Genomic DNA, 14730 nt, shown 5'->3' with positions numbered 1-14730 from the left:
ATGCTGGAGCGAATATCCGACTGATTTCGCTCTAGCGAACGTCGAAGGCCAGCATCAGGGTTCGCTGCACGGCGTTGAAGTTGTCGTCCGACAGGATGTAGAGGCGCGTCCGGTCGCCATGCCGCTCCGCCGCGATTCCTTCGAAATTATCCGTGGTGCCGGGCAGTTTCAGTTCCACCAGGACGGGACCCAGGGCGCCGTCCTCATCCATGCGCCGGACCCGCGCACGCACGTCGAGCGGGGGGCGATACAGGCGCTGGACCACGAACCAGCCGCCCGCCGGGTCGCGATCCATGCCGGTGATGCGGTACTCGCCGTCCGGCAGGGGCGTCTCGGGCGGCGCGACGACGACGCGGCAGCGGACGGGCGAACAGTCCCAGACGCCGCCGGATTCGCCCGCGACGCGCCAGCCGTCGGCGGAGGCGGCCAATCCCTCCATCCCGTCGTTCTCGGGGAAGGGGAAGTCGGGGCGGCGCACGGCCTGGGGCGTCCGCAGGTTCGTCAGGGGGCCGTAGTTCCAGATGCGGTGGTCGCGCTCGAAACTGACCAGAAGATCGCCGGATGCGGTGACGGCCAGGCCCTCGGCGTCGCCTTCGGCCTTGTCGCTGATCGGCGCGCCGTCCGTCAGGGTCAGGCGTCGCGTCCGGAAGGCCTCCAGCCCGACCAGGCGGCCTCGACCGTCCAGCTTCAGTCGTCCCTGGGCCAGGTCGCCCGCGTCCGACACGGCGACAAAGCCGCCGTCGCCGGTCAGCTTGAGGTCCGACAGGCTGTGCAGCGGCGAGGACGGAACAGTCAGAAGGGTCAGGCCGCCCGCGAAGCGCACGCCGTCGGCCAGGACGGCGCCGCCCGGCAGGCCCAGGCCCGTCGCCCGGGTCGAGGCCTCCGCCGGGCTCCATCCCCCGGCGTCGACCGGCGGCGTCCAGGGACGCGAGGTGACGACCGCGCTCGCGCAGGCCGCCAGGGTCAGGGCCGCCAGAGCCGAGACATAGAGACGGCGGTTCACGCCGCGCGTTTCCGCTGCGGACGTTCAGGCTTGGCGGCGGGCTTGGCGCGGGCGTCGGCGTCGAACAGTTCGGCCAGCTTCTCGGTCATGGCGCCGGCCAACTGCTCCACGTCCACGATGGTCACGGCGCGACGATACCAGCGGGTGACGTCGTGGCCGATGCCGATAGCCAGAAGTTCGACCGGGCTGCGGGTTTCGACCTGCTCGATGACCTGGCGCAGGTGCTTGTCCAGATAGAGGGCGGCGTTGGCCGATTGGGTGGAATCGTCGACCGGCGAGCCGTCGGAGATGACCATCAGGATGCGTCGCGCCTCGGGCCGGGCCAGAAGCCGCCCGTGGGCCCATTCCAGGGCCTCGCCGTCGATGTTCTCCTTCAGCAGGCCCTCGCGCATCATCAGGCCCAGGTTCTTCTTGGACCGGCGCCAGGGGGCGTCGGCCGCCTTGTAGATGATGTGGCGCAGGTCGTTGAGGCGGCCCGGCGCGGCGGGCTTGCCGGCCGTGATCCAGGCCTCGCGGCTCTGTCCGCCCTTCCAGGCGCGGGTGGTGAAGCCCAGGATCTCGACCTTGACGCCGCACCGCTCCAGCGTCCGCGCCAGGATGTCGGCGCAGACGGCGGCCACCATGATCGGCCGCCCGCGCATGGAGCCGGAGTTGTCGAGCAGGAGGGTCACGACCGTGTCGCGGAAGGGGCTGTCGCTCTCCATCTTGAAGGACAGGGGGCTGGTCGGATCGGTGATGACGCGGGTCAGGCGCGCCGTGTCGAGGACGCCCTCCTCCAGGTCGAAGGCCCAGCTTCGGTTCTGCTGCGCCATCAGGCGCCGTTGCAGCTTGTTGGCCAGGCGCGAGACGACGCTGCCGAGGGTGGCCAGCTGGGCGTCCAGCAGGGAGCGGAGCCGGTCCAGCTCCATCGGATCGCACAGGTCGGCGGCGTCCACGGTCTCGTCGAAGGCGGTGGTGAAGACGCGGTAGGCGTCGACCGCCCGGCCGTCGTCCTGGCTGTCCTGGCGGTTGGGCAGGGCGCCTTCGTTCAGTTCGGGGCCGTCGTCGCCGGCCTCGCCGTCGGGATCGGCCGGCGCGCCGTCGGGGCGGGTCTGACGCTCGTCCTCGGCGGTCTGGTCGTCGGCGGTTCCTTCCAGGGACTGACCGCCTTCGCCGCCGTCCTCTTCTTCCTGTTCCTGCTCGTCGGGCGTGTCCTGCTGCGACTGATCGGGCTCGTCCTCGCCTTCTTCGTCGTTCGCGTCCTCGCCCTGGCCGTCGCCGGGGTCGAGATCCAGGGCGCGCAGCACGTCCTTCAGCCTGGCTGCGAAGGCGGCCTGGTCGTCGGCCACGGCGGTCAGGGCGTCCAACTCGGCGCCGGCCTTCAGTTCCAGGTTGGACCGCACCAGGTCCAGCATGGTCTTGGCGCCGTCGGTAACGGGCTCGCCCGTCAGGCGTTCGCGCACCAGCAGGGCCGCCGCCTCGGCCACCGGCACGCGTTCCGCCTCGGCGCGCAGGGCGCCGCTCTTTTCCAGCCGGGTCAACAGGGCGGCGTTCAGGTTGTTGCGGACGCCCTTCAGTTCGCGCGCCCCCAGGGCTTCGACCCGCGCCTGTTCGACCGCGTCGAAGACCTCGGCCGCGGTCTGGTCCTGGGGGCGCAGCCGGGCGTTCAGGGTTTCGTCGTGGTTGGCCAGCCGCAGGGCCAGCCGATCCGCCTGCCCGCGCAGGGCGGCGCTTTCCGGCGCGGCGGGGTCGCGGGGCGGATGGGGCAGGGTCAGGACGCCGTTGGACAGTCGAGGACCGTCGGAACCGAAATGCACCTCCAACTCGGCCTGCTCGGCTAGGGCGCGGGCGGCGTTCGCCAGGGCGCGTTTGAAGGTCTCTACGGGGGTCTCTGCGGCGGCCATGCGCCACACATAGACGATGCCGCGCGGGGGGGAAGGGGGAGGGCCGGTCTACTTTGGCTTCACGCGCACTCTCATGGCCCCGCCGGCGCCGGCTTCGACGTCGAAGCGGCCGGTGGCGCGGATCAGCTCCGACAGTTTGGCGTGGCCGTAGGATCTCTGATCGAAGTCCGGATAGGCGTTCCGCAGGCGGTTGCCGATGCCCCCGATATTGACCCAACCGTCGCCGTCTTCGTCCATGTCGGCGATGGCCGTGGCGATCAAGCGAGCGGCCTCGGCGGGCTTCTTCTCCGCCGCGACGGAATGAGGAGCGTCGTCGCCGACGGTCGCGCCTGCTGAGCCCAGGAGATTCTCTGTGTAGATGAAGCGGGTGCAGGCCTGACGGAAGCTCTCAGGCGTCTTGCGTTCGCCGAAGCCGTAGACCGGGACCCCCTGTTCGCGGATGCGCGCCGCCAGTCGTGTGAAGTCGCTGTCGGAGGAGACCAGGCAGAATCCGTCGAACCGACCGGAATGCAACAGGTCCATGGCGTCGATCACCAGGGCGATGTCGCCCGAGTTCTTGCCCTTGGTGTTCTGGAAATTCTGCTGCCACTGGATGGCCCAGCGGGGCAGGACCTCGATCCAGCCGCGCAGGGCCGGGCTGGCCGCATCGCCGTAAATGCGCCGGGCCGAGGCCTCGCCCAGGGTCGCGATCTCGGTGAACAGGGCCTCTGCGATCCGGGCCGAGGCGTTTTCGCCGTCGATCAGGACGGCCAGGCGCGGCGCGCGGGCGGCGGTGGGCAGGTCGGTCGGCATGGGCGCAGCCTTCTGTGAACGCGCCGCCAGCCTCGACCCGCACGCGGGCGCGGTCAACCGTCGTCGGGCGTGCTAAGGGGCGGTCATGACCCAAGCACTCCGCCGCCTGATCGACCTGCCCGGCGTCGATGATCTGGAACTGAAGGCGCTGATGAAGCCGCGCTACGCCGATCCCGACGCCCGCGACGAATTCCCCGAGATCGACGCCCTGACCGGCGCCCTGTTCGGCCTGACTGGCGAGGCGGCCGAGGCCGTCGATCTGCCGGACGATTGGGACGACATCCACCGTCTGAGCGGGGCCGATCTGGCCGAGGCTTTCGAGGCTCTGGGCTGGGACGTGACGGACAAGCGCAGGAAGCCTCTGCGTCTGCTGCCGCACTATGCCCTGCCTCTGGCCCTGGCGATCAGAGGTCTCGCCGGGGACTTGCCCTTCGTGGCCGAAACAGACCATCCGACGACTGATTGGGGCGCGGGTCTGGCTGCAGAAGCGGCGCGTTTCCGCAAGCGATAGGGCGACGAAAAAGGCCGGCGGGTCGCCCCGCCGGCCTTTCCATTCCAACCGTCCGAGGCGGCCTACTGGGCCGGCTTCGGCGCTTCTGCGGCGCGCACTTCGACCGGCAGGCCCAGGGCGTCCAACTGCGGCTTGACCACCGAGGCGTCGCCGACCACCACCCAGACGAACTTGGCGGGGTCGATGGCGGCGCGAGCCGCGGCGTCCATCTGTTGCGCGGTCAGGGCGTTGATCCGACCCGCCAGAGCTTCCTGATAGCCGTCAGGACGGCCGTACAGGGCGTTGGAGCGCAGGGCGCCCAGCACCTGGGACGAGGTCTCGTAGCTGCCGGACAGACCGCGCGTGTCGCCCAGCACCGTGCGGTCGCGTTCGGCCTGGGTCACGCCGTCGGCGCCCAGGAAACGCTCGTATTGACCGATCAGGGCGGCGACGGATTCGCCCGTGCGGTTGGCCTGGACCGGGGCGTTGACGATGTAGGGCGAGCGGTTCTGCAGGGTGCTGACGCTGCCGCGCACGCCATAGGACCAACCCTTGGTCTCGCGCAGGTCGGCGTTGATCCGCGACAGGAAGTCGGCGCCCAGCACGGTGTTGGCCGTGGTCAGGGTCAGGATATCGTCCGTTCCCGAAACGGGCAGCACCTGACCGCCGTAGATCAGCGACTGCGGCGACTGCGGCCGGTCGATCAGGACGATGCGGGCCGAGGTCTGGGGCAGGGCGGCGTTGAAGGCCTTGGTCCCCTTGGCGGTCGTCGGCGCGCGCCAGTCGCCGAAGGCGGCTTCCAACTGCGGCTTCAGCTCGGCCAGCGGCAGGTCCGAGACCACGAACAGCCTGGCGTTGTCCGGGCGGATCCAACGGGCGTGTTCGGCGACCAGATCGTCGCGCGTCAGGCCGCGGATCACCGTCTCGTCGCCCGTACCGCTGAACGAACGGCCATAGGGGTGGCCTTCGCCGTAGATCAGCGGCGGAAGAGCGCGTCCAGCCAGGGAGCCGGGCTGGGTCTTTTCATTGGCCAGGGCGGCGAGACGCTGGGCGCGCAGGCGCTCGACCTCGGTCGGAGCGAAGGCGGGGTTGCGCACCACGTCCGACAACAGGACCAGCGACGGCTGCAGGTTGGTGGTCACGGCGGACAGGCTGGCGGTCGTGCGGTCCATCGACGAGCCGACCGAGACGCCGGCGCCCAGACGTTCCTGGGCCTCGGCCAGGGCCTTGGAGTCGCGCGTCGTCGTGCCTTCCTGCATGACGTTCAGCATCAGGGTGTGGGCGCCCAGGCGGTCGGCGCGGTCGGCGGCCACGCCGGCGTCGAACTCCAGGGCCACGCGGGTTACCGGCACGGTGGTCGAGCGGGCGTAGACCACCTCGATCCCGTTCGACAGGGCGGCGCGTTCCACCGCCGGGAAGTCCACGTTGGACACCTGGCCGATCGTCGGGGCGGCGTCGCGGGCCACGCGCTGGATCGGCGCGGCCGGCGTCGGAGTCGCGCCCGACGGGGCAGCGGCGGCCTCGACATAGGCCTCGCGCTCGCCCGGCTTCACGATCTGGCTGTAGACGGGGCGGCTCAGCCACTTCTTCATCGCAGCCTGAACCTGGGCGGGGGTCACGGCCGCATAGGCCGCCAGCTCCTTCTTGTAGAAGTCGGGATCGTCCGAATAGAGCTGGCCTTCGGCCAGAACCGAGGCCTTGCCGTTGGCCGTTTCCAGGCTCTGGATGCGCTGGGAGGCGTAACGCGTCACCACGCGGTCGATCTCGTCCTGGGTCGGGCCGTTGGCGATCAGGTCGGCCAGGATTTCATCCATGCGGCGGGCCACGGCGTCGGCGTCAGCGCCGGGCTTGACCATGGCCGAGTAGCTGAACATGCCCAAGCGGTGGAAGACCTGGTTGCCGGCCGAGACGCTGGAGGCCGTCTGCTCGTCGCGCACCAGGACGTTGTCCAGGCGCGAGCTGGCCAGGCCGCCCAGCACCGAGGCGCCGACGCTCAGCGGCACGGAGTCAGGATCGTTCAGGCCGGGCACGGCCCAGGTGCGGCTGATGCGGGTCTGGGCTACGCGGTCGTGCAGCACCTGCTCGACCGGCGCCGCCAGGGTCGGCACGGGCGCCTGGAGCGGCGTATGGACAGGGCCGCGCGCGATGGCGCCGAAGTATTTCTGGCTCAGCTCACGAGCCTTGGCCTCGTCGATGTCGCCGGACAGGACCAGGACGGCGTTGTTCGGGCCGTAGTTCTGGCGGAACCAGTCGCGCACCGTCTCCATGCTGGCGGCGTCCAGGTCGGCCATGGAGCCGATGGTGGAGTGGCGATAGGGATGGCCCTCAGGGAAGAGGGCTTCCAGCGTGGCGTAATAGGTCAGGCCGTAGGGCTGGTTGTCGCCCTGGCGCTTCTCGTTCTGGACGACGCCGCGTTGCAGATCCAGCACCTCCTGGCTGACCTGCCCCAGCAGATAGCCCATGCGGTCGGATTCCAGGTACAGGGTGTAGTCCAGCGCCGGGGTCGGCACCGTCTGGAAGTAGTTGGTGCGGTCGAACCAGGTGGTGCCGTTCAGGCCCGTGGCGCCCGCCGCGTTCATCGTCTGGATGTGGCTGGAGGGCGAGTTCTCCGATCCGCCGAACATCAGGTGCTCGAACAGGTGAGCGAAGCCGGTCGAGCCCTTGGGCTCGTCCTTCGACCCGACGTTGTACCAGACCGACACCGCCACCACGGGCGCCTTGCGGTCCTCATGGACCAGGACGGTCAGGCCGTTGTCCAGTTGGAAGCGTTTCCAGGGAATATCGACCCGCGACACCAACTCCGACACCGGCGCGCCGCGCAGAGGAGCGGCCTGAGGCGTCGTGGCGGCGGCGGAAGAGGCGGCGGAGGTCGCCATGACGGGCGTGCTCACGGCCAGAAGGGCGGTGAGCGCAACGGAAGAAGCGGCAAGGCGCATGGTGATTTCAGTCCCCAACAGATCATGTCGGGGACGGACCTTAACCGCCTACACCCGTCTCGCAATGTGACACATGGGGAGATGAACGGTTGTTCATGTTGGAGGGCGAAGATCGGACCGATCATTGGATCGGACCGCGATGCTCGCGGAAGGCGCAGACAAGGGTGCGCAGCGCGGCCTTGGACTTGGGGTCGGTCAGGGTCGAATGAAGGACGATCTCGGACGAAGGAAGCGAAGGCAGGCGGAAACGATCGCCTATGTCCACTGTGCCGGCGGGGGCGAGCCGACGCGGAAAGACCGATGTCGCCAGTCCGGCCGACACCGCCGCGTCCACGGCGGACGATCCTCCGCCCAGGAAGACCTCCGACCAGGCTATTCCGGCGGCGTCGAGAGCGCGGGTGGCGATGTCGCGAACGCCGCATGCGGGAGAAAGGGCGGCCAGGCGAAGCGGCGTGTTTTCGTGGTGTTCGAACTGGGGGGCGGCGTACCAGCCGAAATGCTCGGGCCCCAGAACCTCGCCGTCGCGTCGATCCTCATCGCCGCGAATGATGGCGGCGTCCAGTTCGCCCCGGTCGAAGGCGTCGAGGAGGACGCGCGAATTCTCCAGCCGCACCTCAATCGTCAGGCAGGGGTCGTGGGCGTTCAGGCGGGCCAGCAGAATCGGCACCTCGGGCCCGGCGACATGGGCGGCGATGCCAAGGACGAACCGGCGTTTGTCGGCCGACAGCGCGGACAGGGCCTGTTCGTGGGCGGACAGGAAGGCGCGGGCGGGCTCCAGGAAAAGGGCGCCCTGAGCAGAAAGACGTACCGACCGCGGCGTGCGCTCGACCAATCGGCGCCCCAGGTTCTGTTCCAGTCGCTTCAGTTTCACGCTGACAGCGCCTTGGGTGGTCTCCAGGACCTCGGCGGCGCGGGTGAAGCTTTGCAGGTCGGCGATGGCGACGAAGGTCCTAACGGCGTCGACGTCCAGCGATTTCATGCCGTTCATCTCAATTTGTAATCACTGAAATAGTAAGCAATCTCGTTTCGTTGTGGTCAAGGCTGAACTATTTCGCGGCGACCGGGCGGTTTCATGGCCCGGCGCTTCAAGAGCAAGACCCTGCAATGCCTCTCACTCGCCCTGGCCGGGATCGGCTGACGCTCGCGGCCGTCGCCTTGTCGTCGCTGATGTTCGGGCTGGAAATATCCAGCGTGCCCGTGATCCTGCCCACGCTTGAGCAAAGACTCGGTGCGGATTTCGTCCAGCTTCAGTGGGTGATGAACGCCTATACGATCGCCGTAGCGAGCGTGCTGATGGCGGCGGGGACCCTTGCGGATCGCTTCGGTCGCAAGCGTCTTTTCCTGATCGGCGTGGCTGCATTCGGCGCGACCTCGCTGGTATGCGGGGCGACGAACGATGTCGGCGTCCTGATCGGGGCCCGTTTTCTGCAGGGGGCGGCGGGCGGGATCATGCTGATCTGCCAGGTCGCCATCCTGTCCCACCAGTTCCGGGAGGGAAGGGCGCGGAGCGTCGCTTTCGGCTGGTGGGGCGTGGTTTTCGGCATAGGCCTGGGTTTTGGTCCGATCATCGGCAGCGGGATCGTGGCGGTCGCCGGCTGGGAGTGGGTTTTCCTGGTCCATGTCGCCCTGGCGGTTCTGGTTCTATTGTTGGCTCTGGCGGGCGTGGAGGAATCGAGGAGCCCGCAAGCCGGCCGTCTTGATGCGGCGGGGATGCTGACCCTGTCCGTTGCGGTTCTGGGATTGACGGCCTTCATCACCGAAGGGCCGCGACTGGGCTTCCAGGCGCCCCTGGCCCTGACGATCCTGGCGGTTTCAGTCGTCTGTTTCATCGCCTTCGTCGTAGTGGAGCGGCGCGCAGCCCATCCGATGTTCGACTTCGGCGTCTTTCGCCTTCCAACCTTTTCCGGCGCCCTGGCGGGAGCGGTCGGCATGAATCTGAGCTTCTGGCCGCTCATCATCTATCTGCCCATCTGGTTTCAGGCGGGACTGGGTCTGTCGCCTGTCGGCGTCGGCGCAGCTTTGCTGCTCTATACCTTGCCGACCCTGATCCTTCCGCCTGTGGCGGAGCGGATGCTGCTGCGCTTCGGGCCAGGGTTCATCGTTCCGCTCGGGCTTTTCATCATTGGTCTGGGGTTGATCGTGATGCGGATCGGCCTTGGCCTGCCGGACTCCGGCTGGGCGATCACGGCGCCGGGTCTGTTGCTGGCGGGCGCCGGCCTGGGGCTGACGAACACGCCCGTGACCAACGCCGCCACGGCTGCGGTTTCGAGCGACAGGGCCGGCATGGCGTCCGGAATGGACATGAGCGCGCGGATGATCACCCTGGCGATCAACATCGCCATCATGGGGGCGATCCTGTTCAACGGGGTCCTGGCTCGACTGAAGGCCGACGGGGGCAGCGTGTCGGGAGATCTGCATCGCATGGCCGAGAGGATCGCCGCAGGCAGCCCGGGGTCGGGCGCGCCGACGGATCTGGCCCACGCGGCGCTCAGCCAGGGCTTCGGTCTGGTGATGCTCTACGGCGGGATCGGGTGCTGGATTCTGGCGGCGACGAGCGCGATGTTGTTCCGGGGGCGAGGCGCCGATGGTCGCGAACAGGAATGCGCGGCGCGCCCTGTCTAGGCGCCGTTTCCTTGAAGATAGAGAGTTTTACTGCGTCGCCGTCCTGGCGACAGCACGGGGGCGACAAGCCGTTAACGCCGTCAGGGGATGGTTCTTGGGCTCGCCAGGACGCCAGGGCTGATGAACTGAGGGCGACCGGTCCAGGTCAGCAGCTTGATCAGGGTTCCGCCCGGCCTGGCGAAGGCTTCGCACTCGGCGGGGGTCGGCGGGGCGGGCGCGGCGGCGGTCAGGGCGCCGTAGCGCAGGCCGTCATAGAAGACGGCGAAATCGGCCTCCTGCTCGTCGGACAGGACGGATCGCCCGAACTCCATGTCCTGCCGGGCGTTGGCGATGATCAGCCGCGTATCCTCTTCGGTCAGAAGACGGCACAGCACCCCGATGGTGGCCAGTCGCTCGATGCGGACGGCCAGGCCGGCGTGGGCCTTGACCAGATCATACTGGGCTCGGGCGTATTCAGGATTGGTCGCCGCCCAGGCCTTCAGCGCGGAGCGAGCGGCTTCCTCGTCACCGTTGGTCTGAGCGTTTCCGGCGCCGGCCGCACCCATCATCAGGGCCAGGGCCAGCGCGCCGGCGACAAGACGGGACGTCATCGAGCTGGCTCCTGAGGCTGAACGAGAGGGCGTCCAGGTCGAGTTGCGGACATCCGCTCTCAATCGTCGTCCATCTTCAGGGCGGCGATGAAGGCTTCCTGCGGGATCTCGACCTTGCCGAACTGGCGCATCCGCTTCTTGCCTTCCTTCTGTTTCTCCAGAAGCTTCTTCTTGCGGGTGGCGTCGCCGCCGTAGCACTTGGAGGTCACGTCCTTGCGCAGGGCGCGAACCGTCTCGCGGGCGATGATCTTGCCGCCGATGGCCGCCTGGATCGGGATCTGGAACATGTGGGGCGGGATCAACTCCTTCATCTTCTCGACCATGCCGCGTCCGCGCGTCTCGGCGCGGCTGCGGTGGACCAGCATCGACAGGGCGTCCACCGGCTCAGCGTTGACCAGGATCGACATCTTCACCAGATCGCCGGTCTTGTAGTCGGTGATCTCGTAGTCGAAGGAGGCGTAGCCCTTCGAGATGGACTTCAGCCGGTCGTAGAAGTCGAACACCACCTCGTTCAGCGGCAGCTCATAGACCACCAGGGCGCGGCTGCCGACGTAGGACAGTTCCAGCTGATTGCCGCGGCGGTCCTGGCACAGCTTGATCACCCCGCCCAGGTACTCGTCCGGCGTCATGATGGTGGCCTTGATCCAGGGCTCGGCGATGCTCTCGATCTGCATGACGTCGGGCAGGTCGGCCGGGTTGTGCAGGTCGATCTCGGCCCCGTCCCGCTTCTGGATCTTGTAGACGACCGAGGGGGCCGTCGCGATCAGGTCCAGGTTGAACTCGCGGCTCAGGCGCTCCTGGATGATCTCCAGGTGCAGCAGGCCCAGGAAGCCGCAGCGGAAGCCGAAGCCCAGGGCCGGGCTGGATTCCATTTCGAAGGTGAAGCTGGCGTCGTTCAGGCGCAGCTTGCCGATGGCGGCGCGCAGGTCCTCGAAGTCGGCGGCGTCGACCGGGAAGAGGCCGCAGAAGACCACCGACTGGACCTCCTTGAAGCCCTTCAGAGGTTCGGCGGTCGGCTTCTTCTCGTCGGTGATGGTGTCGCCGACGGCGGCGTGGGCCACTTCCTTGATCTGGGCGGTGATGAAGCCGACCTCGCCCGGGCCGAGCTGATCGACCGGGGTGTTCTTGGGCAGGAAGACGCCGACGCGGTCGACCAGGTGGGTCGAGCCCGACTGCATCATCTTGACCCGCATGCCGGTCTTCAGCACGCCGTCGAAGACGCGCACCAGCAGGACCACGCCCAGATAGGGGTCGTACCAGGCGTCGACCAGCATGGCCTTGAGGGGGGCGGTCACGTCGCCCTTTGGGGCAGGCAGACGGGTCACGATGCCTTCAAGCACGTCCTCGATGCCGATGCCCGACTTGGCCGAGCATTCGATGGCGTCCGAGGCGTCCAGGCCGATGACGTCCTCGATCTGGGCCTTGACCCGCTCCGGCTCGGCGGCCGGCAGGTCGATCTTGTTCAGGACCGGGACGATCTCGTGGTTGTTGTCGATCGCCTGATAGACGTTGGCCAGGGTCTGGGCCTCGACGCCCTGAGAGGCGTCCACCACCAGCAGCGAGCCCTCGCAAGCGGCCAGGGAGCGGGACACCTCATAGGCGAAGTCCACGTGGCCGGGCGTGTCCATCAGGTTCAGGACATAGTCCAGGCCGTCCTTGGCCTTGTAGTTCAGGCGCACGGTCTGCGCCTTGATGGTGATGCCGCGCTCCTTCTCGATGTCCATGTTGTCGAGAACCTGTTCCGACATTTCCCGCGCGGACAGGCCGCCCGTGAACTGGATCAGGCGGTCGGACAGGGTCGATTTCCCGTGGTCGATGTGGGCGACCACCGAGAAGTTGCGGATGCGTTCAATAGGAGGCGTCGTCATGGTCCGCGCGCTTAGCATTCGCCGGGCCGGAAGGCTATGGAAACGGCGTTCAGCCGTGGCGCGCGGCCTGGTGGCGGTAGATTAACCGAGTCCGACGGCGCGCGAGACTTCAGCGGGGGCGGATCTCCTTGACGCGCGCCGCCCATTCCACGTCCTGGTTCCAGAGCGGTTCCTCAGCCGTGTTCGACAGGAGATGATAGCGGCCGTTCTCGCCCTGACGGAGAACCTTGACCAGGATGCGGTCGTCAGAGAGGCCGACGACGCAGAGGCGGCCGATCAGGTCCGGCGTCACCGGGGATCGCACCTCGTCATAGAAGATGACGGCTTCGTCGAAGGCCGGGCCCAGGGAGACGCCGCGGACGGCGACGGCGACGGTGCTCGGCGTTTTCCAGTGTGGTGCGGCCACGGTTTCGAACGGTCCCTGTCCCGCGCCGTACTGAACAATCGCGGCGCCGGCCGATACATATCCGACCACGGCGACAGAATCGGTCATGGGCTCGGGGTCGTCTCCGTTTAGCAGGTAGTCGACATTGGTCTGGAGAACCGGCGCCAGGGCGTTGATGGTCCGGGTGGAGACGCCCTGCCTGCCGCCGGTCCGAGCGGCGCGTTGCAGGTTGCGGACGGCGTCGGCGCTCAGTCCCGCAGCCTTGGAGGCGGCGGCGGCCGTCAGGCCGACGGCCTGGAGGCGTTCTTCGACGCGACGGACGACATCTTCCAACATGGTCTGCTCATAGGCCTAACCCCCGATTTCAGGGTATGGGGTAATTTTACCGTTGACAATGACGGTAAGATTACCGATAATGGCGTCATGAGATCAGGGATGCGCTCTTCGCTTTCGCCAGCCGCGAAGAAGGCGTCGTTGATTTCTGCGGGAGGTTCGTCGCCCTCGGCCTTGCCGAGCTGCGCCTCCCGCGAACCCCCTTTTCGCCATCCGTCGCGACGTCAGTCCGCTCTGAAACAGTTCAATGATTTTAGTCAATTTGAGAACAAATAGCGAACATTCATTGAGGGTGTTCTCCGATCCTTGCGAGGGCGCCGCCTTGGCGTTCGCGACGGGCGGCAATGTTCGATCGGCGCGGTCCAAGGCTTTCGAAGCGAAGGCGGAGCGGCGGGTCGGCGACAATGAGATGCGGATGGACCCCGCCGGCGCTGCTGCGACTCCGTTGTCGGCGCGTGGGCGCTATCAGTGCGCCTGGCCGGTCGATGGAGAAGCGGACGGCGCCATGGTGTGTTGCGGGCGGCCTGTCGATCGGACGGCGACCCGGACGACCGCTTCCTATTGCCCGCAGCATCGCGAACGGGCGGCGAGAAAGGCCTGCAGCCCGGCGGAGGCGCTCAGGAGCATGGAGGCGACAATGCGCGCCGTGCGGGTCCTGGGCTGGTGAGCCGTGTCGTGGAAAAGGGAGCGACCGACTTCATCGCGACGGGGACTGTCGCGGGGCAGGCGCGCGACGGGCTGGAGATCCTGCGATCCGCAGGCCTGATCCGCAGCGTGCAGAGCGCCGCGGGGCTGCTCTACAGGCGCGACTATGAAAGGCTTGATCCCGAGCGGAGCCTGACGCCGCCGCCGCTGGACGGACGGCGTCGCAAGGCGGTGCGCTGCGATGTCGGCTGGACCGAGCGTGGACGCCGCCGGGGTCTGTTCATCCGTGATCTGGAAGGCGTGATCCAGAGGCGCGATCCGACCTTTCAGGGCGCATTGGGATGGCGGCCGATCGATCGCGTGGGCGTCGCTGTCTGGATGTTGCGCGAGGTGGCGGGGAAGGGGCGAAGCCTTCGCGCTCTTTCGAGCGACCCGCCGACGCTGAGGCGCATGCTCAAGGGGCTGCGTATGGCGTTGGACTGTTCGAGCGTCGCTTACGGGACGGTTTCGGGCCGCCGCTAGCCGCGCGTTCTGCAGTCTGCATCAAGTTCGAAATTCCGGTTCGAGAGGCGGCGCAAGGCGCGTCTTTCGCGCCGGCCAGGATCAGCGGGACGTCGTGCGACGACCTGCTGTGCGCCCTGCCGCCGAGATGGGCTCCGGCTAATATTATCTGAAAGTGTCTCTCATGACTGCTCTCTCTGACGGACTGGGCACCAAGGTCTATATCGGCCCGATCGCCACGTCCGACGACACCTCCACCTATGCGAGCCTGACCGGCTGGAAGGAAATCTCGGAGGTCGAAAGCATCGGCGAGTTCGGCGATGCGGCGACGGCCATCACCTTTACCTCCCTGTCGTCCTCGCGCGTTCGCAAGCGCAAGGGCGCGCGCGACGCCGGCGATGTGGCCATCGTCTGCGCCAACCTGCCGGGCGACCCGGGTCAGGAAGCGGCCATCGCCGCCGAAGGCTCCAAGCATCGCTACGCCTTCAAGATCGTGGCGGCCGATGCGCCGACCGAAGCGGGCACGGACAGCGTCTTCTATTTCGGCGCCCTGGTCATGTCGAAGAAGCTGAACGTCGGCGCCTCCAACGCCGTCAACAAGCGCACCTTCAACCTGGCGATCGACACCGACATCGACGAGCAGGCTGCGGACGACGGCACGCCTTAAGCCGGCCCGACGACC

At 67.7% G+C, this 14730-nt stretch carries 13 protein-coding genes; 5 read left to right on the top strand and 8 right to left on the bottom strand.

Annotated elements, in window-relative coordinates:
• Nucleotides 1-31 precede the first annotated feature (31 nt).
• The 3 genes from ABIE19_RS08395 to ABIE19_RS08385 are packed head-to-tail and all read right to left on the bottom strand — an operon-like array spanning nucleotide 32 to nucleotide 3678.
• Nucleotides 32-1003 carry an esterase-like activity of phytase family protein gene (locus tag ABIE19_RS08395; RefSeq protein WP_354088712.1) on the bottom strand — a complete coding sequence of 324 codons (972 nt, stop codon included), beginning with the start codon at nucleotides 1001-1003 and terminating at the stop codon, nucleotides 32-34.
• Nucleotides 1000-2886, bottom strand: coding sequence for a cobaltochelatase subunit CobT (gene cobT / locus ABIE19_RS08390; protein WP_354088711.1), 1887 nt, complete (start codon nucleotides 2884-2886; stop codon nucleotides 1000-1002). Before cobT ends, ABIE19_RS08395 begins: the two co-directional genes overlap by 4 nt.
• Nucleotides 2887-2934: 48 nt before the next feature.
• A complete protein-coding gene (locus ABIE19_RS08385; protein ID WP_354088710.1) occupies nucleotides 2935-3678 on the bottom strand; it encodes an NYN domain-containing protein in 744 nt (247 codons plus the stop codon).
• Nucleotides 3679-3763: 85 nt separating this feature from the next.
• Between ABIE19_RS08385 and ABIE19_RS08380 the strand changes: the two genes are divergently transcribed.
• Entirely contained in the window at nucleotides 3764-4189 is a 426-nt protein-coding gene (locus ABIE19_RS08380) for a hypothetical protein (protein ID WP_354088709.1), read from the top strand.
• 62 nt (nucleotides 4190-4251) lie between these two features.
• On the opposite strand, the gene ABIE19_RS08375 is transcribed toward ABIE19_RS08380, so the two are convergent.
• On the bottom strand, nucleotides 4252-7044 hold the full coding sequence (locus ABIE19_RS08375) for a M16 family metallopeptidase (RefSeq protein WP_354088708.1): 2793 nt from the start codon (nucleotides 7042-7044) through the stop codon (nucleotides 4252-4254).
• A 181-nt stretch (nucleotides 7045-7225) separates the two neighbouring features.
• On the bottom strand, nucleotides 7226-8083 hold the full coding sequence (locus ABIE19_RS08370; RefSeq protein ID WP_354088707.1) for a LysR family transcriptional regulator: 858 nt from the start codon (nucleotides 8081-8083) through the stop codon (nucleotides 7226-7228).
• Between the two features lie 125 nt (nucleotides 8084-8208).
• Between ABIE19_RS08370 and ABIE19_RS08365 the strand changes: the two genes are divergently transcribed.
• Complete coding sequence (locus tag ABIE19_RS08365) at nucleotides 8209-9726, top strand: MFS transporter (RefSeq protein ID WP_354088706.1); 1518 nt, start codon at nucleotides 8209-8211, stop codon at nucleotides 9724-9726.
• 80 nt (nucleotides 9727-9806) lie between these two features.
• Here the strand turns inward: ABIE19_RS08365 and ABIE19_RS08360 are convergent, their stop codons facing one another.
• From ABIE19_RS08360 to ABIE19_RS08350, 3 genes are all read right to left on the bottom strand, one after another.
• Nucleotides 9807-10316 (bottom strand): hypothetical protein, encoded by a 510-nt coding sequence (locus tag ABIE19_RS08360; RefSeq protein ID WP_354088705.1) that lies wholly within the window; start codon nucleotides 10314-10316, stop codon nucleotides 9807-9809.
• A gap of 59 nt (nucleotides 10317-10375) precedes the next feature.
• The gene (gene lepA / locus ABIE19_RS08355; RefSeq protein ID WP_354088704.1) at nucleotides 10376-12184 is read right to left on the bottom strand and encodes a translation elongation factor 4; all 1809 of its coding nucleotides are present in this window, start codon (nucleotides 12182-12184) and stop codon (nucleotides 10376-10378) included.
• 109 nt (nucleotides 12185-12293) lie between these two features.
• Complete coding sequence (locus tag ABIE19_RS08350) at nucleotides 12294-12905, bottom strand: hypothetical protein (protein ID WP_354088703.1); 612 nt, start codon at nucleotides 12903-12905, stop codon at nucleotides 12294-12296.
• A gap of 319 nt (nucleotides 12906-13224) precedes the next feature.
• Between ABIE19_RS08350 and ABIE19_RS08345 the strand changes: the two genes are divergently transcribed.
• The 3 genes from ABIE19_RS08345 (at nucleotide 13225) to ABIE19_RS08335 (ending at nucleotide 14715) form a co-directional block, all read left to right on the top strand.
• Nucleotides 13225-13569, top strand: a complete 345-nt coding sequence (locus ABIE19_RS08345) for a hypothetical protein (RefSeq protein ID WP_354088702.1) — start codon at nucleotides 13225-13227, stop codon at nucleotides 13567-13569.
• 8 nt (nucleotides 13570-13577) lie between these two features.
• Nucleotides 13578-14069, top strand: a complete 492-nt coding sequence (locus ABIE19_RS08340; RefSeq protein ID WP_354088701.1) for a hypothetical protein — start codon at nucleotides 13578-13580, stop codon at nucleotides 14067-14069.
• Nucleotides 14070-14232: 163 nt separating this feature from the next.
• Nucleotides 14233-14715, top strand: coding sequence for a hypothetical protein (locus tag ABIE19_RS08335; RefSeq protein WP_354088700.1), 483 nt, complete (start codon nucleotides 14233-14235; stop codon nucleotides 14713-14715).
• Nucleotides 14716-14730: the final 15 nt, after the last annotated feature.

Source organism: Brevundimonas faecalis (assembly GCF_040549405.1).
Taxonomy (GTDB): Bacteria; Pseudomonadota; Alphaproteobacteria; order Caulobacterales; family Caulobacteraceae; genus Brevundimonas; species Brevundimonas faecalis.
Note: the sequence above shows the minus strand (reverse complement) of the source record. Positions and strands in the feature narration are given on the sequence as shown.